The sequence below is a fragment of the Microcystis sp. M20BS1 genome (genome assembly GCF_020245305.1).
Taxonomy (GTDB): domain Bacteria; phylum Cyanobacteriota; class Cyanobacteriia; order Cyanobacteriales; family Microcystaceae; genus Microcystis; species Microcystis ichthyoblabe_A.
Window position 1 is genome coordinate 1 of the sequence record NZ_JADBUZ010000215.1, and the last position, 23,454, is coordinate 23,454.

The 23,454-nt window shown below is 41.2% G+C and carries 22 protein-coding genes and 3 pseudogenes; 11 read left to right on the forward strand and 14 right to left on the reverse strand.

The window, feature by feature from the left end:
- The 6 genes and pseudogenes from IM507_RS20430 to gpmI form a co-directional block, all read right to left on the reverse strand.
- A pseudogene (locus IM507_RS20430) lies at positions 1–2,297 on the reverse strand (beta strand repeat-containing protein); the annotation flags it as partial.
- 87 nt (positions 2,298–2,384) lie between these two features.
- Entirely contained in the window at positions 2,385–2,531 is a 147-nt protein-coding gene (locus IM507_RS20435; RefSeq protein ID WP_002739899.1) for a hypothetical protein, read from the reverse strand.
- 940 nt (positions 2,532–3,471) lie between these two features.
- Entirely contained in the window at positions 3,472–4,548 is a 1,077-nt protein-coding gene (locus IM507_RS20440) for an AI-2E family transporter (RefSeq protein WP_069474006.1), read from the reverse strand.
- A gap of 354 nt (positions 4,549–4,902) precedes the next feature.
- The gene (locus tag IM507_RS20445) at positions 4,903–5,190 is read right to left on the reverse strand and encodes a type II toxin-antitoxin system RelE/ParE family toxin (RefSeq protein ID WP_002737927.1); all 288 of its coding nucleotides are present in this window, start codon (positions 5,188–5,190) and stop codon (positions 4,903–4,905) included.
- Complete coding sequence (locus IM507_RS20450; RefSeq protein WP_002736285.1) at positions 5,174–5,431, reverse strand: hypothetical protein; 258 nt, start codon at positions 5,429–5,431, stop codon at positions 5,174–5,176. Before IM507_RS20450 ends, IM507_RS20445 begins: the two co-directional genes overlap by 17 nt.
- Before the next feature lie 29 nt (positions 5,432–5,460).
- Positions 5,461–7,059, reverse strand: coding sequence for a 2,3-bisphosphoglycerate-independent phosphoglycerate mutase (gene gpmI, locus IM507_RS20455; protein WP_123230588.1), 1,599 nt, complete (start codon positions 7,057–7,059; stop codon positions 5,461–5,463).
- A 106-nt stretch (positions 7,060–7,165) separates the two neighbouring features.
- Here gpmI and IM507_RS20460 point away from each other — a divergent pair, with 106 nt between their 5' ends.
- The 7 genes from IM507_RS20460 to IM507_RS20490 all read left to right on the forward strand — a co-directional run bounded on the left by IM507_RS20460 (position 7,166) and on the right by IM507_RS20490 (position 14,527).
- Positions 7,166–8,143 carry a phosphate ABC transporter substrate-binding protein gene (locus IM507_RS20460; RefSeq protein WP_081330780.1) on the forward strand — a complete coding sequence of 326 codons (978 nt, stop codon included), beginning with the start codon at positions 7,166–7,168 and terminating at the stop codon, positions 8,141–8,143.
- A 227-nt stretch (positions 8,144–8,370) separates the two neighbouring features.
- Positions 8,371–8,820 carry a hypothetical protein gene (locus IM507_RS20465; protein ID WP_287637632.1) on the forward strand — a complete coding sequence of 150 codons (450 nt, stop codon included), beginning with the start codon at positions 8,371–8,373 and terminating at the stop codon, positions 8,818–8,820.
- Between the two features lie 108 nt (positions 8,821–8,928).
- A complete protein-coding gene (locus IM507_RS20470; RefSeq protein WP_287637634.1) occupies positions 8,929–12,978 on the forward strand; it encodes a tetratricopeptide repeat protein in 4,050 nt (1,349 codons plus the stop codon).
- 256 nt (positions 12,979–13,234) lie between these two features.
- Positions 13,235–13,513 (forward strand): GUN4 domain-containing protein, encoded by a 279-nt coding sequence (locus IM507_RS20475; RefSeq protein ID WP_287637643.1) that lies wholly within the window; start codon positions 13,235–13,237, stop codon positions 13,511–13,513.
- A 185-nt stretch (positions 13,514–13,698) separates the two neighbouring features.
- On the forward strand, positions 13,699–13,890 hold the full coding sequence (locus IM507_RS20480; RefSeq protein ID WP_004161490.1) for a hypothetical protein: 192 nt from the start codon (positions 13,699–13,701) through the stop codon (positions 13,888–13,890).
- A gap of 3 nt (positions 13,891–13,893) precedes the next feature.
- The gene (locus IM507_RS20485) at positions 13,894–14,142 is read left to right on the forward strand and encodes a hypothetical protein (protein WP_002745417.1); all 249 of its coding nucleotides are present in this window, start codon (positions 13,894–13,896) and stop codon (positions 14,140–14,142) included.
- Positions 14,143–14,314: 172 nt separating this feature from the next.
- Positions 14,315–14,527 (forward strand): type II toxin-antitoxin system HicB family antitoxin, encoded by a 213-nt coding sequence (locus tag IM507_RS20490; RefSeq protein ID WP_069473775.1) that lies wholly within the window; start codon positions 14,315–14,317, stop codon positions 14,525–14,527.
- Positions 14,528–14,546: 19 nt separating this feature from the next.
- Here the strand turns inward: IM507_RS20490 and IM507_RS20495 are convergent.
- The 4 genes and pseudogenes from IM507_RS20495 to IM507_RS20505 all read right to left on the reverse strand — a co-directional run.
- Positions 14,547–14,942 (reverse strand): annotated as a pseudogene (locus tag IM507_RS20495) (PP2C family serine/threonine-protein phosphatase); the annotation flags it as partial.
- A 2-nt stretch (positions 14,943–14,944) separates the two neighbouring features.
- Positions 14,945–15,070, reverse strand: a pseudogene (locus IM507_RS23745) (vWA domain-containing protein); the annotation flags it as partial.
- 122 nt (positions 15,071–15,192) lie between these two features.
- Positions 15,193–15,534, reverse strand: coding sequence for a thioredoxin family protein (locus tag IM507_RS20500; RefSeq protein WP_016514592.1), 342 nt, complete (start codon positions 15,532–15,534; stop codon positions 15,193–15,195).
- Positions 15,535–15,622: 88 nt separating this feature from the next.
- Positions 15,623–16,324 (reverse strand): NnrU family protein, encoded by a 702-nt coding sequence (locus tag IM507_RS20505; RefSeq protein WP_042790709.1) that lies wholly within the window; start codon positions 16,322–16,324, stop codon positions 15,623–15,625.
- A gap of 186 nt (positions 16,325–16,510) precedes the next feature.
- Here IM507_RS20505 and IM507_RS20510 point away from each other — a divergent pair, with 186 nt between their 5' ends.
- A complete protein-coding gene (locus tag IM507_RS20510) occupies positions 16,511–16,810 on the forward strand; it encodes a (2Fe-2S) ferredoxin domain-containing protein (RefSeq protein ID WP_042790707.1) in 300 nt (99 codons plus the stop codon).
- Positions 16,811–17,102: 292 nt separating this feature from the next.
- On the opposite strand, the gene infC is transcribed toward IM507_RS20510, so the two are convergent.
- Positions 17,103–17,633 (reverse strand): translation initiation factor IF-3, encoded by a 531-nt coding sequence (gene infC / locus IM507_RS20515; RefSeq protein ID WP_002736104.1) that lies wholly within the window; start codon positions 17,631–17,633, stop codon positions 17,103–17,105.
- 427 nt (positions 17,634–18,060) lie between these two features.
- Here infC and IM507_RS20520 point away from each other — a divergent pair, with 427 nt between their 5' ends.
- The 3 genes from IM507_RS20520 to IM507_RS20530 all read left to right on the forward strand — a co-directional run bounded on the left by IM507_RS20520 (position 18,061) and on the right by IM507_RS20530 (position 19,930).
- Positions 18,061–18,888 carry a hypothetical protein gene (locus IM507_RS20520; RefSeq protein ID WP_287637636.1) on the forward strand — a complete coding sequence of 276 codons (828 nt, stop codon included), beginning with the start codon at positions 18,061–18,063 and terminating at the stop codon, positions 18,886–18,888.
- An 82-nt stretch (positions 18,889–18,970) separates the two neighbouring features.
- Positions 18,971–19,273 carry a HigA family addiction module antitoxin gene (locus tag IM507_RS20525; RefSeq protein WP_287637637.1) on the forward strand — a complete coding sequence of 101 codons (303 nt, stop codon included), beginning with the start codon at positions 18,971–18,973 and terminating at the stop codon, positions 19,271–19,273.
- A 126-nt stretch (positions 19,274–19,399) separates the two neighbouring features.
- The gene (locus tag IM507_RS20530; RefSeq protein WP_287637638.1) at positions 19,400–19,930 is read left to right on the forward strand and encodes a hypothetical protein; all 531 of its coding nucleotides are present in this window, start codon (positions 19,400–19,402) and stop codon (positions 19,928–19,930) included.
- Between the two features lie 146 nt (positions 19,931–20,076).
- Here IM507_RS20530 and IM507_RS20535 read toward each other — a convergent pair whose 3' ends face one another.
- The 3 genes from IM507_RS20535 to purB form a co-directional block, all read right to left on the reverse strand.
- Positions 20,077–21,357: a trypsin-like peptidase domain-containing protein gene (locus tag IM507_RS20535; protein WP_287637639.1), complete on the reverse strand. Its 1,281-nt coding sequence runs from the start codon at positions 21,355–21,357 to the stop codon at positions 20,077–20,079.
- Positions 21,354–21,923, reverse strand: a complete 570-nt coding sequence (locus tag IM507_RS20540) for a COP23 domain-containing protein (RefSeq protein ID WP_002792967.1) — start codon at positions 21,921–21,923, stop codon at positions 21,354–21,356. Before IM507_RS20540 ends, IM507_RS20535 begins: the two co-directional genes overlap by 4 nt.
- A gap of 144 nt (positions 21,924–22,067) precedes the next feature.
- Entirely contained in the window at positions 22,068–23,363 is a 1,296-nt protein-coding gene (purB, locus tag IM507_RS20545; RefSeq protein ID WP_110579627.1) for an adenylosuccinate lyase, read from the reverse strand.
- Positions 23,364–23,454: the final 91 nt, after the last annotated feature.

Sequence of the window (23,454 nt, forward strand, 5' to 3'; positions counted from 1 at the left end):
AAGTTGAGGGTATCGATTCCAGAGGCATCAATTAGGCTATCGCTACCCAAGACCAGATCCGTGTCGAAGAGGTAAGTGTCGTTATCGGCCCCACCATCGAGGGTGTCATTACCCGCTCCACCATCAAGGGTGTCATTACCTCCCACTCCAGCCAGGGCATCGGCAAAGCTTGTCCCGACCAAGTTGTTATTGGCTGCGTTACCATCATTGTCAAGAATGGTGGCCGTAGCGGTGCTCAGTCCACTGATAGTGTAGCCAACGGGGGCGGTAATTGTGGTGATGATCGTTTCGCTGGGATCACTCAAGAGGTCATCTATGGTGGGCAGAGTGATGGTAGCAGTGGGGGAAAGTGCCAAAAAGGTGACGGTGTTAGGAGTAGTACCTGTGTAGTCAACACCTGGAGTGGCTGTCCCCGCTAGGGTGTAGTTGACGGTTAAGGCACTGGAGAGGTCGCCGGTGCGGGTGAGGGTAAAGACACTGCTTACTGAACCGGCTTCGTTACCATCGGTGGTTTTGGCGATCGAGATTGATTTTGTTGCTGCTAAACTAAAGTTGCCAAAAGCCGTACCCCAACGACCATCATCGCCGGGGGCAGTAGGATTGCCTCTGGTGAGAGCATATTCATTGAAGACCCAAAAAGAATCATTACTGGGATCCACAGAAGCACCACTATAGTCTCCCCAACGATTGCGCGGGCCACCAAAAGTTCTGACATAGCTATCCTGTCCAGCTCGCAGTAATCCCGATGACTGTACTGTGCCTGCCAGATCAGAGGCTTTTCTGCCTGTGTAGTAAGCCCCTGGAAAAATTGTGGCAGCCGAGGCCGAAAAACCAATACCCACATCTCCCACGCTATTAACCGCAATAGAAGGAAAAAATGTCGAGGTATTAGGAGCAATATCTTCTCCGCCAATATTGCCTTGATCCGCAAGAGTCAGGGCATTGAGATTGGTTGTATTGATTTGATACCAATGGGCTGTAGCTTGCCCTGCATCAGGTCCAGAGGGCGGGGCCACCGTGTTGGTTAGATAGAGATTGTTGTTGCGCCAGACCGCATTTAAAGCCCGTTGATCGTTAGTGGATACTGTTGTGCTTGTCCCAGACTGGGGTGCACCGGGTAGTGAAAACGCGGTGTTGATATCACCGACATTAATAGCCTGATAATTGAAAGAGGGGCCTCCCAGAGGATTATCAATGCGAATAACGTCGACAAAATCATTACCACCAACTGAAGTATTAACAGAGGTAGAAACGAGGAAAGTTCCTGTATTGCCTGGGGTTGTGCCAAAGGTATGAGCTGGCTGCAGTGTCCCTAGTTGAAAACCTAGCCCCGCTAGGGTTGAGGGATCATAGATGGTATTGCTGGGGGTGCCACCTGAGTAAAAAGGGGTTTTCGGGATTACCCACAATCGAGAACCACCAAAAGCTCCGTCTCCATCAAATTTAAATACATTGTTAGTGATATAGACAGCATCCTGACCCACGGCAAAACCAGGGTAGTCTGCCCAATAATTGGTGCCGCCAATATTGACTAAAGAGTTGATCGAGTAGCCAAACCAAGTACCATTAGGATCCGCATCGTCAGACACTGCTACATAAATGCGAGAACGATCATTGGACGGATTATTAATTCCGCCATCACGGCCTTGTTGTTCTAAAGTAACGACGACGAAACGATTGGAATATTGGTCGTAGATAACCTTCGGATCAAAGGTACGTGTTAAGGGATCATCGGTTGTCCCAGGCACAGCAGCGGAGAAGAAATTCTGAAGACTCTGACTATTCTGCTGAATTCCTGTTTTTGTATGCCATTCAATCGAGGAGTTAACTACGGAAACAACATGGTTTAAACCGGCTGCCCCACTAGGATCTGGAGGAATTTGAAAGAAACCAGTATTATTAGCATTTTCGTCAAAGTTGATCCCTTCAATTGAGGTGATTAAAGCGGGTGCGTTTGGGTTAAAGAACTGAGTTCTTCCCGCAGAAAAACTCGTAAATACAGGCGTACTAGCGGATAGGGGAGATGTTATGGGCAGGGATTCACCTATTGAACTCAAAATTGAGTTTGTCCGACTAATTTCTCCTAACTTGCCCAAAGCAACAAGTGGATTATTGTTGCCAACAATCACTGACTTTTTACTTTCACTGCCATTTAGTCCAGTTGGCCGCCCTGTACTGAGGTCTTCATATAGTGGCGACAAATCCTCCGATATTTGGGAATATTGGTCGAATTTTAAGGGATCTTGCAAAAAAAGTTGATTGTTGCTTTCCGAATTCTGGTTAGATTCATTGCTCATAGTTGGCAGTACTCTCCTGATGAGTTTATAAATAGTAACTGAGGGGGGTTTTCCTCTAGGGGTCAGAGAACATCAAGACATTTTCCACTAGGGAGTAGTTTCCCTCGATACAGTTAAATCGTCGGAACCTGTTAAATCAAAGGTGATTGGGAAGGCTCCATCAAAACTCAAAAAATCGGCTAGAGATGACATATCTGTACTAGATAAATTGGAACTTACTTGTGTTGTCTTCATCACCAGGCACACCCCATTTTCCGAAAATTAATCGGTCAATTACTTGGGGGTGTTGGATTGTTTCTGTTTATGGTTAGGGAAAAGGACAAGCCCAACTTTTCTGCCCTGGGGCTAAATCTCTCATCTATTTATGATTATAAATAGACAAGTTTAACAAAAAAATAAATTTTTTCTTAAATTTATCCAATAGCCTGATGAGTCACAGCAACAAGAAAAGTATTATTGAGAATGAAAAAACGTGAAAGTATTAAGCTGCCCGTGCATTTAAATTACTCCTTGAGACGCAGTTAAAATTCGTTGCGTAAATGCGTCCTAGCTTACTAGGTCAGGGTTTCTCAATCAACAGAGTAAATACTAAGACTATTTTTCAAAAACTTTAGCCCAATTACAGAAAAGATAATTAAGTGGATAAATCGCCTCTTATTGTTTCTGTGTGCAAGGGAGAAGAATAGAAATAATTTTCCAAAAAAATAGTCTTTAAAGCTTTGCCTAGCAAGAGTTGTATAAATAAGCACTAATAAATATACTAGGTTTATCAGAGACAATAAATGGGTAATATTTGGAGATAAAAAGTAATTTTTTGTTCAATAACTGGTAAAATTTTTTATAGTTTTTTAACTGATTTGCGATTTATATTTTTTAAATATAAATCAGTAATTTTATTTATTTTTCTATTAATTGCCAGCCAAATATACACCTTTATCTTCTTACAATAAATCAGCCGCCACATTCAAATCAATACCTATTGCTTAAATCAAACCTTCTCCTCACTTCAGTCTGGTTTCTGCTGTTTGATTGCTTGTTGTCACCAACTGAAGAAATCTTACCTTTAGATGAGCCTACTTTTACCTCAATCTGCTTAACCGGAACCGTGGCTAAATTAATCTTTTTTTCCTAAGTTTCCTGGAAAGATTAAGGTAAAAATTAGCTCTATCCGCCCTTAGATTGGCTGATCATGGCTATTGGCCACCGATTCGGGGCTATCCTCGCCAATCCAAGCCCTAACTAACTCGTAGCAGAGACCGAGCAGAACCGGCCCGACGAACAAACCAATAATCCCATAGGCGATCACTCCCCCGAACACCCCTAGCAGAATCACCACCATGGGAATGGGCAGACCGCGCCCCATTAAAATCGGCTTGAGGAAATTATCCACCAAGGTGGCGGGAATCATCCAGAGGGTAAATAATAGGGCGATGGAATGGGGTAGTGTTACCCAAGCGTGAATGAGCGCCCCCAAGACAATCAAACCAGGGCCAATTTGGAGAATGCCCAAAATTAGGGTGAGGAAAGTTAATAAACCGGCCGCAGGGGTTCCCACCGTCACTAAACCGATGCCGATCAAAAGACTCTGGATAATAGCAACGCCAATAACACCACGGCTAACATTGCGGACGGTGGAGGCGGTTAGACTGGCCAGCGCGATGCCTCGACCCGGGGCAATCTTTTCCGCTAACCGGTTCATCAGGCGAGTCAGATTTTTAGCCGAGAGGGTGAGGGCCGCCGCAATCAGAATCGAGGCGATAAATTTCAGCACCGTCAGACCGGTACTGGTGGCTAGGGAAAGGGATATTTTGCCCAGTTCTTTTAATTGTGGCTCGAAGCGTTGAAGAAATTGACCCGTGTTATCCGATGCCTGCTGCCAGAGACCGGCAATCCTTTCGCCAATCAGCGGCCAGGTGGCCAGATCGTCGGGGGGAGGGGGAATCACCGCCGCACCAGTATCGATATATTCCGCCAGCGTTCGCAGATTACCGGCCAGAACCGCTGCAATACCACTCACCGGACCGATAATAATCCCTAGACAAAGTAGGGTGAGGAGAACTGTGGCCAGTTTCGCCCGGCCAGCGAGTAACTTTTTTAACCAGAGAAAGAGCGGATACCAAGCGATCGCCAGAATTGCTCCCCAGAGGATCATGGTTAGGAAGGGACGCAGCAGGGTAAAACCAGCAAATAACAACAGGCCGAGAAAAAACAGCCGGATGACGAGATCGATAATTTTAGCGTCATTTTTCATCAATAGCGATCGCCTTTTGGCTAGATGAGGACATTGCTGCAATTATGGCAGTTTTTCGTTATCGGTAGTGATTCGCTAGTAGTGGTCAGCCGTCTTGCTTATCTGGTGGGGATTGTGTAAAATATTTCTTAATCAAAATAATTGCCCGATAAATCTTTACAACTGATTCTTTCAGGGTAAATCTCCTGACAAATATCTTTTTTTTTGGTCGGTGCAATGCTTACTTCCAATCGTCTTGATCGAGTAAAATCGACTAATTTAATCTATTAAGTAGGTAGGTGTTAAAAGTTGTCAGACACCCCCCTTATCAAGGGGGGCAGGGGGGATCGAAGCTAAAATCCATTTTTAATTTAATTATAACCAGCTACTTAACACATAAACCGTACTATCTCTAATTGTAAAAAGCACTCGATAGACATTTTTACCTTTCCCATAAAAAAGTTGTCGGACTTCTTTGGGTAGAAAAATCGTCTGTTCGAGCGCTAAAGCACAACGAGTTGGTTTCTCTTGCAGAGTCGCAATAGCATTCATTAATCCTCGAAACCAACGGTCAGCAAACTCAGCATTATAACCTCGATACCAGCGATAGGCTTTTTCGATCTGTGCCGTGGCAGTTGGGGTAATTTCAACCTGAAATACCATATTTTTCGGCCATTTCTTGGGCAAAATCGGCAAGAGGACGGGTTTTACCTGAATTTATCTCCTCGAAACCTTGCTGAATCCCCTCGATGCTCTCTAAATACTCCATCAGTTGTCTGAGCTTACTAGGATCGATTTGATCGAGAAAAGTCACCAGCACTTGTGAGCGATCGCTAATATCATTGGGTAACTCGGTTAGGTGTATTTGTCCATCTCGATAAACACCTTCGATGGTTTTCAGCATAAAATTCCCCTTTCTTGACTTTTTACTCGTTAAAGCGAGATGCGGACGGGAGTGCGACTGGCTTTAATTTCCACTTCGGCCGGTTTAATCAGCGATCGCCCGGTCATTTCTATCGGGACGGGAATAGAGAGAATTTCCAGGATAGTGGGGGCAATATCGGCTAAACGACCATCATCCCGCAGCTGCACATCGCCACCGTGGCCGGGTATTTTTCTCCCTTCCCCTTCAATTAAAATTAAAGGAACGGGATTAGTCGTGTGGGCCGTCCAAGGATTACCCGACTCATCCACCATCGTTTCCGCGTTACCGTGGTCGGCAGTGATTAACACTGTTCCCCCCAATTTATTGATGCTACTTAACAACTTAGCCAAGCATAGATCCACCGTTTCCACTGCTTTCATGGCCGCGTCTAAAATGCCCGTATGACCCACCATATCGGGGTTAGCGTAATTGACTACCACCAGACTATAGATCCCCTGTTCGATCGCCCCACAGACCGCTGCTGTCACCGCGGCCGCCGACATGGCCGGAGCTTGGTCATAGGTGGCGACTTTTGGACTAGGAATTAATTCGCGCACTTCTCCCTCAAAGGGTTTTTCTAACCCCCCATTAAAAAAGTAGGTGACGTGGGGATATTTTTCGGTTTCCGCACAACGAAACTGTTTTAATCCCTGTTGAGCGATCACCTGTCCTAAAATATTATTTAAATTCTGGGGAGCAAAGGCCACATCTACCGGTAATTTCGGATCGTATTGGGTGAAAGTGACAAAACTAAGCGGAGAAATTAAATCTCGATCGAAATCTTCAAAATCGGGCATAGTCAGGGCATAACATAACTGTCTAGCTCGATCGGGACGGAAATTATAGAATATCACCCCATCGCCTGCTTCGATCGCCCCCGGGGCAATTCTGGTGGGGGGAATAAATTCATCGGTAATATTTTGATCATAAAATGCCTGTAATACTTCTGTGATCGGTCGCCCGTCGATACCTTGATCACTGGTCATCACGTTATAGGCTTTTTCCACCCGATCCCAACGGCGATCCCGATCCATGGCATAATAACGGCCACTGAGAGTCACCAGGCGACCGAGTTTGATTTTATTAATATGTTCTTGAATCCGTTTAATAGCTGGCATTCCGTCGGTGACGTTGGTATCGCGACCATCGGTGATGACATGAATGCAGACATCGCTAATCCCTTGCACTTTCGCTAAGTCTAATAATCCCAGTAAGTGATCGAGATGGGAATGAACTCCCCCCTCGGAACACAAACCAATTAGGTGTAATTTGCTTTTTTTAGGGCTAATCTCGGCGCAGAGTTTTAATAAAGCCTGATTTTGTTGAATCGAACCATCTTCGATCGCATCGGAAATCCGTACTAACTCTTGTGGTACAACCCGCCCCGCTCCGATATTGAGGTGGCCAACTTCCGAGTTGCCCATCTGTCCTTCTGGTAGTCCCACATCCTTAGCGGAGGTGCGGATTAAGGTGTGGGGATAAACTTCCCAGAGACTATCCATAATCGGGGTTTTCGCCATTGCGATCGCATTATCCGACCTTTGCGGGCGATAACCCCAACCATCAAGGATAACCAGTACGACTGGGGATATAGGTGCGTGGGTCATGATATACAGTCCTAAATTAAGAGTGGATTTCCATGCACTAAGATAATATCATCGAAACTTCAATTGATCACCGGTGTCGGGGCGATCGACCCCCTAATGTCAGCAAATGATGGGTATGTCTCAAAAAAACGAAACAACTGCTTTAATAATCGCTCTTTTAGCCACTGCGGGCATTTTAGGTGGGGGTTACTTCTGGCTACAAAGTCAATGTGCTGCGGGTCAAGAATTTTTTCTCTGTGGCAGCAGTAAAAGTCCGCAAAAATCGCCAACATCGGAAAGTGCCTCCTCTCCCCTACCCCCTCCCCCTTTACCCCAGCGAGTGGTCAGTTTTGCCCCACCGACTTCTATCCCCAGTGGCACGACAATTCGCATTAACGGCTCCACCAGTATGGTACAGATTAATCAAGCCTTAAAAGCCGCTTTAACGGCCAAATTTCAGGGGGTAGAAGTCTTGACAAATGCTCAAGGATCTGATAGGGGATTAGAGGAAGTGTCCCGGGGGGCGATCGATATTGCGGCGGTGTCACGACCTTTAACCGAGTCGGAACGCTCTCAGGGATTGGCTTCTAGTCCGATCGTTCGAGATGCGATCGCTGTTGTAGTGGGGGTAAAAAATCCCTTTGCGGGGGGGTTAACCACTGCCCAAGTTAAAGATATTTTTACCGGAAAAATCACCTCTTGGTCGGAGGTGGGAGGTTCTGCTGCTACTATTCAAGTGATTAATCGTCCTCCGATTAGTGGCACTTATCAAAGTTTTCGTCAGGAAGTGCTGCAAGGGGGGGAATTTGGTAGGGGAACTAATTTTCAAATGATGGAGAGGGATGCCACTACCCCAATTTTGCGAGTTTTGGGACTGAATGGCATTAGTTACGCAACCTATAGCCAAATTGCCGACCAAAAAACCGTCAGAGCGCTCGCTATTGAGGGAATTTCAGCTAGTGAACCTAATTATCCCTGGCAGCGTACCCTTTACTACGTTTACAAAGAACCTGCTAGTGAAGCAGTCAAAGCTTTTATGGGTTTTGTGGCCTCTAGTGATGGTCAAGAAGCGATTTTTCGGGCCAATGAAGACCTACAAAAGTAGTCGAGGAAAACTAACGTGGATAGCTTAATCCAAAAACATTATAAGTAGCTGGTTATAATTAAATTAAAAATGGATTTTAGGTTCGATCCCCCCTGCCCCCCTTGATAAGGGGGGTGCTGATAGGCGGGGGTATCTGATGATTTTTAACGCCTACCTACTTATGTGGGAAATAAGCGAACCATCAGTAGATGGTTTATCATGAAAACACAAGTATTTTTTCACATATTATGGTAGAGCCTCTATTGAATTTAACGGCTTCGGTAATTGTAAACCTTGCTTTCCAAAAGTTTTTAGAGTCAGGAGCGGGAGAGTTAGGTAAAAAATTTACAACAGATGCCATCGCCACAATGGATACTTTACGCAAGAAGTTGTGGCAACGCCTTACAGGAAAGTCTGAAAAGTTAGATAAGGCTTTAAGTCAGGCGGAAGAGGGCGATCGAGGAGCTTTGGACACCATTGTCAAAAATTTGGATGTAGTAATGGACGACGATGAATCCTTTGCGACGGAAATCAAAACCCTCGCGCAGCAAATTCAGGCGGGTAAAATTAACGAAAATTCCCAAACCCAAAATATTTACGAGGGGGGAACGGGTTTTCAATCTCAAGCAAAGGATAGTGCAACGGTTAATAATGCCAAGGTGATCCATCAGTACTATGGCAATCCTCCCAATACTTGAGCGGAGTCGTCTGAAATAGGAGCGCAGACAAAGTCAAGATCTCCCCAAAACTTATCAGAGGTTGATCTAGGATATTCTAGTTCTCGGAGTTTATCACCTGTTCCTTTTGTGTTGCCTCAGTTAGATGAATCTACCTTTACGGGACGGGAAGCAGAACTCAAGCAACTAGAGGAGCAATTATTTAATCGGTCTGGTTCTCATGTTTGTAGTATTGTTGGGCTTTCAGGTGGTGGCGGTATTGGTAAAACAACTTTAGCCTATCATTTTGCAACCATTCACAAAGATAAATTTCCTGATGGGGTCATCGGCTTCAAGGTAGATGGGAAAAATCTTTATGAAATTGCTCGTAAATTTGTAAATGAGTGTTTAAAGTTTTCTGGGGAAAAAGTTGATTCAGAAGAAGATCAAGGAGCAGAAAAGGCGGCAATTCTCATGCAAGAGACGTTTGCTCACCGTCGGATGCTGTTAATTTTTGATGGTGCAGTCGATCCAAAAATTCGGCATTTGCGTCCTGGTGGCAATCTCTGTTCCGTGATTATTACGACTCGCAATCGTGAGCTTTCGGCCTTTTTAGGTATTCCTTCGGAAGCAACTATCGATCTCGATCCATTGCCAGAAGAAAAAGCCTATCAATTATTAGAAAAAATTTTAGGATTAGAAAGAGTCAAAGCAGAATCAGAAGCGGCTTATGAAATTATTCGTTTGGTCGGTTGTCTTCCTCTAGCGTTACAAATTACAGGTAAGGGATTGCGGGATACCTCTCAACGTCTTGCCGATTATCGAGTTCTTTTACAGCAAGAAAGAACTCGCCTGTCTCTACTGGAAGTATGGGGTGATGAGGAGCTTAATATGACAGCTTCTCTGAACATAAGTTTAGAAAGGTTGAGTCAAGACCAAAAAGATTTTTTTGCTTGTTGTAGTGTTTGTGCAGAAGATGGTTTCGCTTGGCAAACGGCGGCGGCAGCAGCAGGTTGTCAAAATGAGGTTGATGCTCGGCAGAAATATTTGAAAGTTTTGTCTAATTTATCGTTGCTAAATTCTGCTGAAACGGGAGATAATCGCTTTGTTTTTCATACTTTAGTGCGTGTATATGCCAGAAATTTGGCTGAAGAAAATAATTTATTAGCGATTGCTCAGGAACGTCATGCTAAGTTTTTTATCGAGTGGTTACAATCCCCTGAATTAGAAAATATAGAGGTTATTCCTGAAGTTGCTGAAAGTCTTGATGATGTAATTTTAGCGGCTCAGTGGTTACAGAATCAGAATCAAGAAAGTCTAACAGAGCAGGATAAAAAAGAACGTTATGAATTTATCCTTAAATTACAGCCACTATTTGAAGAAAATGGTTATTACGAAAAAGCCATAAAATTAATGAAAACGTTTCAGTCTTGGGCTAAAAAATCTGAAGATTGGAATGCTGTTGTTAAATATCAAATGCACGAGGCCCGTTATTTATCCTTTGCCGAAAAGTTTAAAGAGGCCGAGAAAATTATCAAAGAAGCTGCAACGCATTTAAAAAATCTCAAAAGTTTGAGCTACAGTAAATATAAGGAACGTAAAGCCAAACTATTGAATGTATTAGGAGGAATTTTTCAGAAACAAGGTAAGATCGAGAAAGCAATTAGGGCTTTTAAAGAACAAGTTTTTATCGATGAAGAAATTGGCAACGATAAATCATTAGCAATTGTTTCTATTCGTTTAGGTCGGTTATTAGAATCTCAATATAAATTTGAAGAAGCAGAGCAAGTTTTTCAAAGAGGAATTGATGTATCTGAAGCGATAAATGATCAATTTCAGCTTTCTATTACATTGAATCGTTTAGGTCGGTTATTAGAATCTCAACATAAATTTGAAGAAGCAGAGGAAGTTTTTCAAAGAGGAATTGAGGTATCTGAAGCGATAAATGATCAACTTCAATTAGCTATTTGCTTAGATAATTTAGGACTTTTAATGTATAAAAAATATCCTGAGAATAAAGAAAATGCAATAAAATTAAGAATAAAAGCTGCCGCAATCTATAAAAATTTAAATAGAGAGCGTACAGCGGCAAGTATTTATATTAAGAGCGGTGGTTTTTATTTTGGTAAATATTCATTAGACAAGACTTATCTAAGTCAACATTTATTAGATAAGTCTTTGACAATGTTTTTATTGGCAGCAGAGCTTTGTCAAAATATTGATTCAGTCGATGCAATAATATTTGGTCTGCGATCCTTGGCGAGGGAGTTTCATCTCAAAGGAAATTTTAAGCAAGCGTTGATAGCCCTTAAGAATATGATAGAAATATGTTTAAAAACTGACAAGAAAAAACTTTTAGCCATAGCATATCATCGGTTAGGTTTAATTTATTCATTTAATAAACAATTTATTAAATCTCAACAAGCTTTTGAGTATGAAATTAAAGTTGCATTAGAAATCAATGATACTCGCCAACTTGCTATTGGTTTACGAAGATTAAATGATTTATATAATCGTTTCATTAAAGAAAATAATTTTGTTAATGCTGAAAATCTTCTTAAAAGACTAATCAAAATATTTTATAAATATAATGCTAAATTTAATGTTATTATTACATTAAATCGTTTAGGATGGCTATTACAACAGCAAGGTAAATTAGAAGAAGCACAGCAAGCTTTTGAACGACAAATTTTAATTGCTGAAGAAATTGACAATCAACCTCAACTTGTCATTACATTAAATCGTTTAGGGCAATTGTTTGAAAAACAAGGGAAATTAGTAGAAGCACAACAAGCTTTTGAACGATCCATTGATATTTCTAGAGAATTAAATAATCAGCATCAATTATCTATTACCTTATACCACTTTGGATTATTGCTCAAAAAACAAGGAAATATCGAAAGAGCTATTGTTTTTTTGGAAGAATCAGCTTCTTTATTTAGAGATTTGGGAGAAAATAAAAAAGCTGGGATTACATATATCACATTGGGAGGAATTTATCAAACTAAAGAAAACTTACATGACTGTTTGCGTGTTTTTTCACTGGCAGCAGAATTTCATCAAGATTTAGATTGCTCTATAATAATCGGATCGTTAAGAAATTTAGCTAGGGTTTTTCAAAAGAAAAAAGAATTTAATAACGCATTAAATGCAACAAATACTTTAATTGATATTTGTTTAATTACTGACAATCAAAAGCAGCTGTCAATAGCCTATCATATACTAGGTATAATTCAGTTAGACAATAAAAACTTTTTGCAAGCACAACGGGCTTTTGAAAAAGAAATTGCAGTCGCTGAAAATATTAATGATTTGCCTCAAATTGATTCAGGATTATTTCGTTTAGTCGAATTGATGAAATCACAGGGAAAACTTAAAAGTATTGACAATCTTCTCAGAAAATGTAGTGAAATTTTTGAGAACTCCAAAACTCTGGCTAGTTTAAAAAAAATTAAATGTATTTTAGCAGATATTAAAAAAATGGATCAACAATGGTATGAAGCTGAAAAACTTTTTCGAGAAGCTTATGATTTAGCAGTAACACTTGAGGATGAACGAGGACAAGCTGTTATAGCAAATAATCTAGGAAAAGTTATTGCAAATCAGGAAGGAGAAAAAAAATTCCAACTTGCTCAAATGTATTTTCGTAAAAGCATTGAATTAGGAGTCAAACTTAATGATCAATCTCATCTGGCAAAAGTTTATACTGCAATGGGGCAAGCATTTTTAGTGAATGGAAATCTTGGGCAAGCTATTAATAAGTTATCTGAAGGCTTTACTATTGATGAAACCTTCGCCAATATTAGTGGTTTGAAAATTGTCACCCCCGATTTAACCTATGCTTTAACTCAGCTAGGCAGGCAACAAGAAGCTTTAGATTATTGTGATAGATGTTTAAAAATCGCTCACAACGATTCAAAATTTCTACAACTAAAGAAAAAAATACAAGAGGCTATTTCTCGTAGGATTTCAGTAAAAATGCTCAAATTTGGTGTGATTGTTTTTATCAAGCAAGACGAAAAAGATAATTTACTTTGGGGAAGAATTGCGCCGAATGATCAGAGTCCACATATCCATTTTAATGAAAGATTTGTCGGCTCTGAAATTGTCTCAAAGCTAACGAAAGGAACTGTAGTGTTAGTAGAATGGGAGGAAAAGTCTGGAAAATTTTATGCCAAAAGAATTGAAGTTATGGAGTAAAAATAACAATTTAAGGTGGATTCATGTTCGTTATGATACATTTTCCACGCTAAAAGGCTTATCCAATAAGGAATTGACTGTGCCAGATGAATAAAGCAACCGCCGTGGCAGTCAAGCTATAGTTAGCCAACGAACAAAAAACAGAGTTTGGATTGTCAAACCCTTAATAAAAACCCTAATCAACCGACTTATTCCTTATCTTCTCATTAGTTAAGGTGCGATCGCTGTCTGACAGGAGGTTCTAAGAAGATGATCGCTGTTCGATCGCAAAACAGGTGAGCTAATGCTGGCGGCCGCTAAACGAGAAAAAGAAGGATGGATAGACAGCAAATCCGCCGAGAAGTTTTCCTGTGAGGATTTGCGGATGATCGATCGAGAATGGTTAAATGCTTCGGGAAGAAAGTTTGGCTTTTCCGTACAATTGGCTATCTACAAGCAGAAAGGCAACTCGATCGGTGACTATAATTCGGGAGCGTGGCGACGTTTTGGGGACGCAGTAGTTTCTTTCGCTCGCGTTGCGGCTTGTGAATTGTAGCGTATAAGGCGTGTCGCAGTTTTTTCAAACTCCGATCCTACATCGTTTCCACACGAGGTTATCAGGGGTTCCGCGATTCGATACCTGTCACCGTCACCCCAGGAGGGTAAATGCCATTTTCCCCTACATAATCTATGGTTTATAATTACGATAGATATTAACCAGCGCAAGTTAGGAGTAAATACTTGTCAAAAAAGAAATTTCGTAAATCTGTTGAAAGCATTCGTTATCAAATTCTGATCCATCATCAAAAAATTGCCAATGAGGAACAAAAAGAATCCCCCGATGAAAACTTAATTAATTACTGGAAAAGAGAAATTAAAGGTTTAGAAAAAAGTTTATCTAGAGCAGAAAAGCGATTAAACAGAGGAAAATAAGCAATGATTTCAAACACTGAAAAACCCTTGAAAGTCAACTCTACCTTGGCCACTCTATTATCTGAATTAGGTGAAGAATGCGAGGCGGTTTTATTCTTACTAAGTCAGCTTAAATTACCAAGCCTAACTGATGACCAAAAAGGGGATATTTTGGCAGAATTAATAGGCTCAATTACTCACTTGCACGTTCATACCGAAAATTTACCTGATTTAATTGGGGATGAAATTTTAGCTTTGCCAGATGATCAATAATGTTATGATGATTCTTTGTTCTCTGGTTCAGTAGTAGTAGGTTGGGTTGAGGCACGAAACCCAACACAAAGCCTATAATTCTTGGGTTTCACTCTGTTCAACCCAACCTACATAACTTATCAAATCAAACAAATTCGTAATCTAATTTTAAAATATAAATTAGGAGGGAAAGATGAAAATTCGCTATGAATTAATTATTTATTGGAGTGAGGAAGATCAAGCTTTTATTGTTGAAGTTCCAGAATTAGCAGGATGTATGGCAGATGGAGAAACCTATCAAGAAGCTGTACAAAATGCTGAACTCGTTATTCAAGAATGGATTGAAAGTGCCAAACAACTAGAACGAATCATTCCTGAACCAAAAGGACGACTATTATTTACCTAATGATGAAGTTTCTCTGATTGTTTCCCCATTCCCCCTTGTCAGGCTGCAACAATAACTGATAATTTCCTCCCAGAGGTTTGAACACAATAAAACCGTCTCCTATCTGCATCGCCGCTAATCGTTTTGAAGTAACCAAAACAACCAGTAAAGTTGTCGCCAGATCATTAATGTCTAACTGTTCTTTTTCGGCTTCTTCTTGGAGAGTTTGCTGAACATAAGCCAACATTTGCCAGAATATTTCCTTTAATTCGGCTTCAGTTTCAGTTGCCGCAAATGCTGTTTTTTTGAGCTTATACTCTAAAAATTGCAGTGATGCTTTAACTGTTATTTTCGCACCCAAATCCGAATGTTTGGCACTACCGGCCCCATCAGCCACGGCTCCAATCAAAACATCCTGACCCAATAATTTATAATCAAGGTTTTGATCCCATCATTGAGAGCCTTAATCGGTTCCCCTTGCATTGAACCAGAGGTATCTAGTAGTAGTACCACAGGACAGCGATTTTCCTGATTTTCGACAAATTCAGCCACACCAATCGGCATTTTTTTCAAGCCTCCTAATTTTTTGAACTGGGGGAACTATGGGAGTTGTAGCAATTGGGATTATCTACTTTTTGTCCCATTATATTATCTCTGCCAGTCCCATCAGAAAAGATATCTTTCCCTTAAGCTGAACGCGGGATTTGATTTTTGACTATTAGTCGCAGGGTTTGTTGCAATTCCTCGCGACTGTGAATTTCCTCCAGACGGTGAACCGGAACACCTCGATCGAAGAGAATTAAAGTAGGCAGACTACGCAGACGAAAACTATTAGCTAATTTAAAATTATTATCGGCATTGACACCGACTAATTGAATCGCATCTTGACACTCATTTTGCCAAGAAAAGAGGGTGGGTTGGATTAAACGACATAAACCACACCAAGGCGCCCAAAAATACACGAGAACCGGACGAGAAGACTCTAAAACTAGCTTAGGGAAGCTCTTTTCGTTGACAGATAGTATCATGTCTAAACGTATTTTATGAAAACTTTATTTTGATATAGAAGCCATTCTACACCAATCGGGATCAACAGGAAAGGGGTTGGGAGCAAAATCACCAATAAATTTTACTTGTTGCTTGCATTAGCCAAGGATGCGCCCACCAGAGGAGTAAAATAAACCCTGTTACTCCTAGATAGGCAGGACGAAGGAATTCTTGCCATTTTAGACTTTGCCGACCATCGATAATTGCTAAAAAGGGAACCACTGAGGTGCGTTCTTTGATCTTTAAAAATGCCTCTCCGTAACGGTCTTCTAGCCGGCGATCGCCATGCCAGACGGCAAAAAGATGATGAGCAATTAAACCTAGGGAAGTTAATAGGGTAAAGCTTGTCCCTAACCAGAGGGTGTGAGCAATACACCAGATCACCTGTCCTACCATCTGGGGATGACGGGTAACGCGCAGGATGCCGGTTTCATAGAGATGAACCTGGGGTTTTTGGATAGCGGCGATCTCCAGCAGGTTAAAGGTGGCAGGATAGAGAAAGAAAAAAGAAATGGCCGAAAGTATCCAAACTAGGGTTTTAACTCCAGTTACTCCCTGTACTTGCCAGAGAAGCAAACCATCATAACGATGATTGAAGAAATAAACTACTAAAATTACTGCTAGAGGGATACTCACAAGGGCAAATAATACCCGATACAGTCGCGCACCGATGATGACTTCTCCCCGCATTCGTAAACTGGCTAATCCGCTATGGGCAACAGCAAAACCCAATAATAAACCTAACATGATCCAATGACTAGCGAATGCCACTTTTACCCTCTTGATTGACTAAATTTTTCTCCCAATTCTATTTTAAAGATTGATGGTTAATTTTCAGCCTCTTTTTTTTGTGTTGCCAGTATCGGGGATTCGGGGCAAAATAAAACTATGCTTCCCCAAAGCGACTCCCAAGAATATACCCAGGGAACTATCTAATTTTGCAACTTTTTAGGTAATATGTCTTATCCCCAAAAGCGATTTGTGATGGTCTGTCAGCATTCTTCCTGTTTGGTGCAGGGTGCGTCCGAGCTTCTTTTAGCATGGCAAACGGCAGCTCTCCCAGAAGATGTCATCGTTATGACCAGTAGCTGTCAAGGACAGTGTAGCACTAGCCCCACGGTGAGGATTATTCCTGAAGAAACTTGGTACTGTCGTGTTAAACCAGAGGATGTCAATCAGATTGTCGAGGAACATTTAAAAAACGGTCAACCGGTCGAGCGTTTACTCCATCCACGCATTCACGCTCAATGGCAGTAAACTCGATCGTCAATTTTTAGGTTATGCTTCACAATAGTCTTTTGCTCCTAGGTTAACCCCTGTGAATGCCTATGATTGCAATCTGGAGACTTAATTCTCGGATAATACATTTGTTTTAAGTAGGTAGGCGTTAAAAATTATCAGACACCCCCCTTATCAAGGGGGGCAGGGGGGATCGAACCTAAAATCCATTTTTAATTTAATTATAACCAGCTACTTAAATGATCGGGTTCCTTTCGGGATTTCCGAAGAACAAAAAAGGGGACTTAGCCCCTTTTTCTGGATTAGTTAGTTATTTTTTCGGCGATAACATCATCATCATGTTACGACCTTCTTTTTTTGGTGCTTGCTGTACCTCAGCTACATCCTCTAAATCCTTGGCCATGCGTGCCAGTAATTCTTCCGCTAGGTTAGAGTGTTGAATTTCCCGACCTCGGAAGGTAATCGTCGCTTTTACCTTATCTCCCGCTTTTAAAAAACGTTGCGCTTGGTTGACTCGCACGTTGTAGTCATGCTCATCGATTTTATAGCGCATTTTAACTTCTTTTATATCGGCTGTATGCTGTTTTTTCTTGGCTTCGCGGGCTTTTTTCTCCTGTTCAAACTTGTACTTGCCATAGTCCATAATCCGGCAAACGGGAGGACTTGCCGTTTCACTGACGAGGACGAGATCAAGTTCCTTTTCTTCGGCCACGCGCAAAGCTTCGGCAGGAGTAATAATGCCTAGCTGAGAGCCGTCGCTATCGATAACGCGGATTTCAGGAAAGCGGATTCTTTCGTTAATTTGGGGGAGATCGCGAGTAGTGCGTCTTTTATCTATCACAGGCGTTCTGGGTTATCTCTATTCTAGTTAGTTAATCGGGTGGAGTTTACAAAATGATTTACTTGTTATTCTACCTACTCGATCGAGTTTCTTGGCCAATTGTTAAGTTTTCTTGCAATGTTAATTTTTAGCCGCCGGTCGTCAGCCGTCGGCCGTCAGCCAGATAAGCTGTTGTCTATGGGCTTTGTTAGACTAAGACCCTATACTCTCAGGAATCGATCGGTAAGGTGCGTTCTCCCTCCTTGCGGCAGGTAACGCACCCGACAAAATCTCTCAGGAATTGATCGGTAGTTATAATATCGTTACGGCGGATTCATGTTTGTTCTGGTAAATTCCCTAGACCGAAAAGCTTACCCAATAAGGAGTTGGCTGTACCAGAGGAATAAGGTAACTGCTGTATGCCATCAACAACCATCGTCAACCAATGATGCCTAAACTACCCTTTTCTAGGAAAAACAATCAGAAAAAAAGTCATCAATCCGAACAGCCCTCTGTAAATTCTACCACACCAGAGACAAAATCAAAACAATCGATCATTACAAGGATCGGTCAACTATTATCTTTCTGGACAAACAATCAGAAAAAAAGTCATCCATCCGAACAACCCTCTGTAAATTCTACCGAATCAGAGAAAAAAAACACGATCCTTTCATGGCTAATGGAATTCGGGCAAAAAAGTTTACTGATAGCGATCGTGACTGCATCGAGTTCGGTTATAGTTACTTTTATCACTAATCCCGATAAAGTTCAACTCTGGCTAACTATTTTATTCCCAAAACCTGTTTCCTTCTCTTGCGAGGGGATCACTGTTCAAATCCCGCAGAATTGGCAACAACTTGGATGTCAATCTGTTGCAATTCCTAATGTTCCTGATGCTACCATCATCCCCAAGTCTTTTGTTAGTAATGAAAGCAATTCTCCTAAAATACGCTTGATTGTCGAAGAGCTTTATGAGAACGATATTACTTTGCAAAAATTTTACCAGAAAGAAAAAGAACAAGCACAATTATTTATAGATAACAAGAAAAATACTTATTTTAGAGGTAATAAAAAATTTCAATTCAAGGTTAATTCAGCCTACGAATTAGTTTATGATGCAGACAATATTAAACGAAAAGATATTGGTTTTTTATACAGTAAAAAACAATATACGATTCGTTATGAAGCCAGTACCCAAGACTTTGACAAGTATGAAAAGGAAGCGAGAGAGATAATCAACTCTTTAGAGTTAGATTCGGTTAAAGAAGCGAAATAGTCTATGATTAAAAGTTTTCGCTGTCAAGACACAGAAACCCTGTCAAGTTGAAATTGTTGATTATCATTAAGTGAGGTTTATGATGAATAATTGGAAAAGCTCCATTCACCCCGGTGAAATTCTCGCGGATGAATTAGAAGAAATTGATATTACTATCTCTCAGCTTGCCCAAAAAATTTATGTTTCGCCAGAAACTCTCTATCACATCCTACAAAAAGACGCGAATCTCACGGGAGATATTGCTTTAAAATTAGGAGGTTTCTTTAATACTGGTGTAGAATTGTGGATGAATTTACAAAAGGCTTATGAATTGGATGTAGCCAGAGAAAATCTAGGCAATAGGCTAGAAGAAATCATTCCCTATCAATCTATTTCTTCTCTATAAATTGATTAAATTATCATCAAAATAATAGGATTTACTGGACAATGCTTCAAATATAATGATCTGTGCTACGATCTCGGCTATAATAGCATCATTCGGTTTTCTTTATTGTCTGAGGAGTCACCTGATATGGTTTACAGAACATCGGCTTTTGGTTTACTCGCTTTGGCTTTATTGGTTTCGGGGGTTAGCGTGTCGGCATCTCAGAGAATGACAGGGGTAAGAGAAAGCCAAGTCAACGACGGAATCAATAGCCGTAGGGACACACAACTACTGGCACAAGCCAATGTTAATGAGGATGAAAGATTTGAGGGAACTCTTCAAGGTTGTAAACGTACTGGTCCAAGCGTGCAATGTTCGGTGGCGGTTAGAAGTAAGAAAGATTATGGTGCTTATGTGCAATGTCAAGAGGACAACGTTACTCGATTATTTGATACATCTGGCACTGTTTATCCCTGCGCTAAAATAAAGATTGGTAATCAAGAAGATGTAAATGGATTGTATTTGAGATTTCCTCAAGGAACACCTGTCAAAGTAACTCTAACTTTTAATAATGTTTCTTCTCAGGTAAACGAGTTTGATACGCTTGAGATTAGTTTTACCGTTTTTAATCGATCCGATTCATATCTAAAATTCAAAAATATTAAATTACCTAGATAAACGCCTGTAATCGTGAGGATTCAGCTTTTGATCAAAGTTCAAAATTTCAAGATTGTATAGCCAATCAAAGAGAGTTATCTTTTGATTAACGCCTTAAATTGCTGAAGCTTTGGAGTTAGGTGTTGAAAGTTTATCTTTAACAATTATTATAAACAATCCAATAACCGACCATACAAGCTAGTTCCCTCGCTTTGCCAAGGCTCTCGATATTTATATAAGTCATCTAACTCATTATAATTATTATAGATGGGTACGGGCAAACCGAAAGGAATTTTTTCTATTTTCTCGCCATATACAAACCAAATCGGATAAAAACCTCGATTAGTTTTTTTTCGAGAGTATAGGCTATTGGGAGAAAGATCTTTTGATATTTCTTGGATATTGTTAAACCATCCTACCTTCTGAGCAAATGCTGTATATTTATCGATGTTCGACTCCGGGTTGTCTCTATTATATTCACTGTGATACGCGCTGTAAATGCCTCTTTGTACTTTGAAACCGTATTCTCCACCAGAGGCTTGTTGCCACTTTACATCTAGATATTTTAATGTGGAACATTCTAAATTCTTCACCTCAAAACTATCTAAATCACCTGACTGATCCGCATCACCTTCTTTTAGTAAAATCTCCCAAGTTTTATCATTCGCTTGTCCCCATTTTTTAGCTGCTAGTAATTGCTCCAAAGTTTGATTGGGAGAGGGAAGATGGGAAGATAATCTTTGAGAATTCCGAATCGCTTGCCACTGAGGATATAAATCAATAGGAATCGCTAAAGATGATGATTTATTCCCAGAAGCGTCTTTATCTGCTTCGACTAATATTCCGACTAATTCACCATTTTTATTAACAACCGCGCCGCCACTCATTCCGACTTCCGTTGTTACATCCATCTTCAGCGTTGCCCCCTTTTTCCCTTTTAGTAGAGCATCAGGAGGTAATTTATCATTAAATTTACCCAGGTTAAGGGTAGGAGTAGATAGTCTTTTTGTAATCTTAGAGGAAGGAAGCGGATAGCCAGAAACGGTTAAATCATCGGTGGGTTGTAATTGCTGGCTATCTCCTATATTCGCCGTTCGATATTTAGCAGAACTTTGTATGGTAATCTCCGCTAGATCGTAATCGTCAATTTGCTTAATATTTTTCTCATTAATGATGTGGCTACCGATTATTTGCTGATTAGAAGGATTAAAAATTAAAACTTTATAGTTTCTCTTTTCTTGCACCACATGATATGCTGTTAGAATCGTGTAGAATTGTCCTTGCTGGCGAACGATTACCCCAGAACCCCCATCCTCTTTATAGCTTCCTTCTACATCAATTCTGACGGTAATCTCCTTTAATTGTGATTGATCCAACTGAGCGATCGCCACAGGAAAAGGTATCAATATCGAGACAATACCCAACCAAGCGAACCATCTTTTTATCATTGTCTTTCAGTCCTCGATCGCTCCACTTCTTCGATAAACTTCTTGACATGAATATAAACTTCTCGGTGAGTCTCCCCATAATAAAAACGAAACTCTCCCGTTAATTTTAAATCCGTCCGATAGCGAAGTGCTAACATCTTATCTAAAACTCTTTCCGCGTTTTCCCCTCGCTTTAATTTAACGATAAGTTCTCTTTCGGTATCGCAAGCTTTATCTTTGGGTTCCTTGACAAAACAAATGATCGGATAATTATCACTCGATTTTCCCGTCCGTAAAAAAGAACGACTCCAGGTTTTATCGTCATATCTTGCTTGAATAATCTCAGAAACTTCCTTGCACCGCTCTAGTGGCTTTTCCCCCGCAACTTCCTCCACCCAATAAATAAATGGTACTAAATTCGCCGTTCCGTTCTGGATCATTGTCGTGGGAACTTTTTGCTTTGTGGAGGGATAGCTTTCTATTTGACAGGTAACTTTGGGTGATTCCGTTCGCCCTTGTTGTGGGGTGAAACCATTAGAAAGCATAACAACAAATGCCAAGGGGAAATAGCGCCAGAAAACATTCATCGCGGTTGTCGCAAGCGAGAAGTATATGCCGCGATTGTATCATAATCGGTAAGGTGCGTTCCCTGTCGTCGCAGCAAGAAACGCACCCGACAAAATCTGGGGATTGCTCGATCACCCCCGCTTCCCTATTCCCTAATTCGCTCCCTAAATATCTAACCTTTGGTAGATGCTATTAAGATGATTTAGGTGCTGCTGGGGATCAAAGCAACTTTCGATCTCGTCGGGGGATAAAATGCCAGTAACTCGCTCATCTTGGCTGATAAAAGCTTTAAAATTGCCGTTATCGGTGTTCCAAGCGCGATGGGCGTTTTCTTGGACGATTTTATAGGCAGATTCCCGGCTAATTCCCTTACTCACTAAAGTTAAAAGAACTCTTTGACTGAAAATCACGCCACCATAGACATTCATATTTCGCTTCATGTTTTCGGGATACACCAGCAGATTTTTGACTAAATCGGTGATTTCCTTGAGCATAAAGTGGGTCAAAATGCAAACATCCGGCAGCATCACCCGTTCTACGGAACTATGGGAAATATCTCTTTCGTGCCAGAGGGCGATATTTTCTAAAGCGGAAACGGTATGACTACGGATAATTCTCGCCATTCCCGTTAAGCGTTCTGAACGGATGGGATTACGTTTATGGGGCATAGCGGAGGAGCCTTTTTGTCCTTTGGAAAAGTATTCTTCCACTTCTAGGACATCGGTTCTTTGCAGGTTGCGAATCTCCACGGCAAAACGTTCGATCGAAGCCGCTAATAAGGCTAATTGTTGCACATAATCGGCGTGTCGATCGCGGGAGATAACTTGAGTGGAAGCGGTATCCGGTTCTAATCCTAACTTCTGACAGGTTAACGCCTCAATTTTGGGATCAATATTGGCATAGGTTCCCACTGCACCGGATATTTTACCGATGGCGATGTCTTGGCGCAAGCGAATTAAACGATCGCGTCCTCGCAGCACTTCCGCTAACCATCCCGCTAGTTTAAAGCCAAAGGTGATCGGTTCGGCGTGAATGCCGTGGGAACGTCCCACCATGACTGTATAACGGTGTTCTTGGGCGCGATAGCGCAGGGCTTGAATAAAATCTTCTAATTGTTCTAGAATCAGGTTTAAACTGGCGACTAATTGTAAGGACAGAGCGGTATCTAATACATCAGAACTGGTTAAACCCAAATGAATATAACGCCCCGGCTCGCCCACATATTCGTTAACATTTGTTAAAAAGGCGATGACATCGTGGCGCACTTCTGCTTCTATTTCTAAAATGCGATCAGGATCAAAATTAGCTTTTGCCTTAATTTCTTCTACTGCATCCCCCGGAATATAGCCTAATTCTGCCTGCGCTTCACAGACGGCTATCTCTACCTCTAGCCATGTTTGATATTTATATCTATCCGTCCACAAATTCCCCATTGCGGGGAGAGTATAACGCTCGATCACTATTAATTCTTCCAAGACAACCGTTTAATTGTATCGGATCGGGGCAAGTCCGGGAATAGGCAAGGGGCAGCGGAGAGTTTTGTTTTCCCCA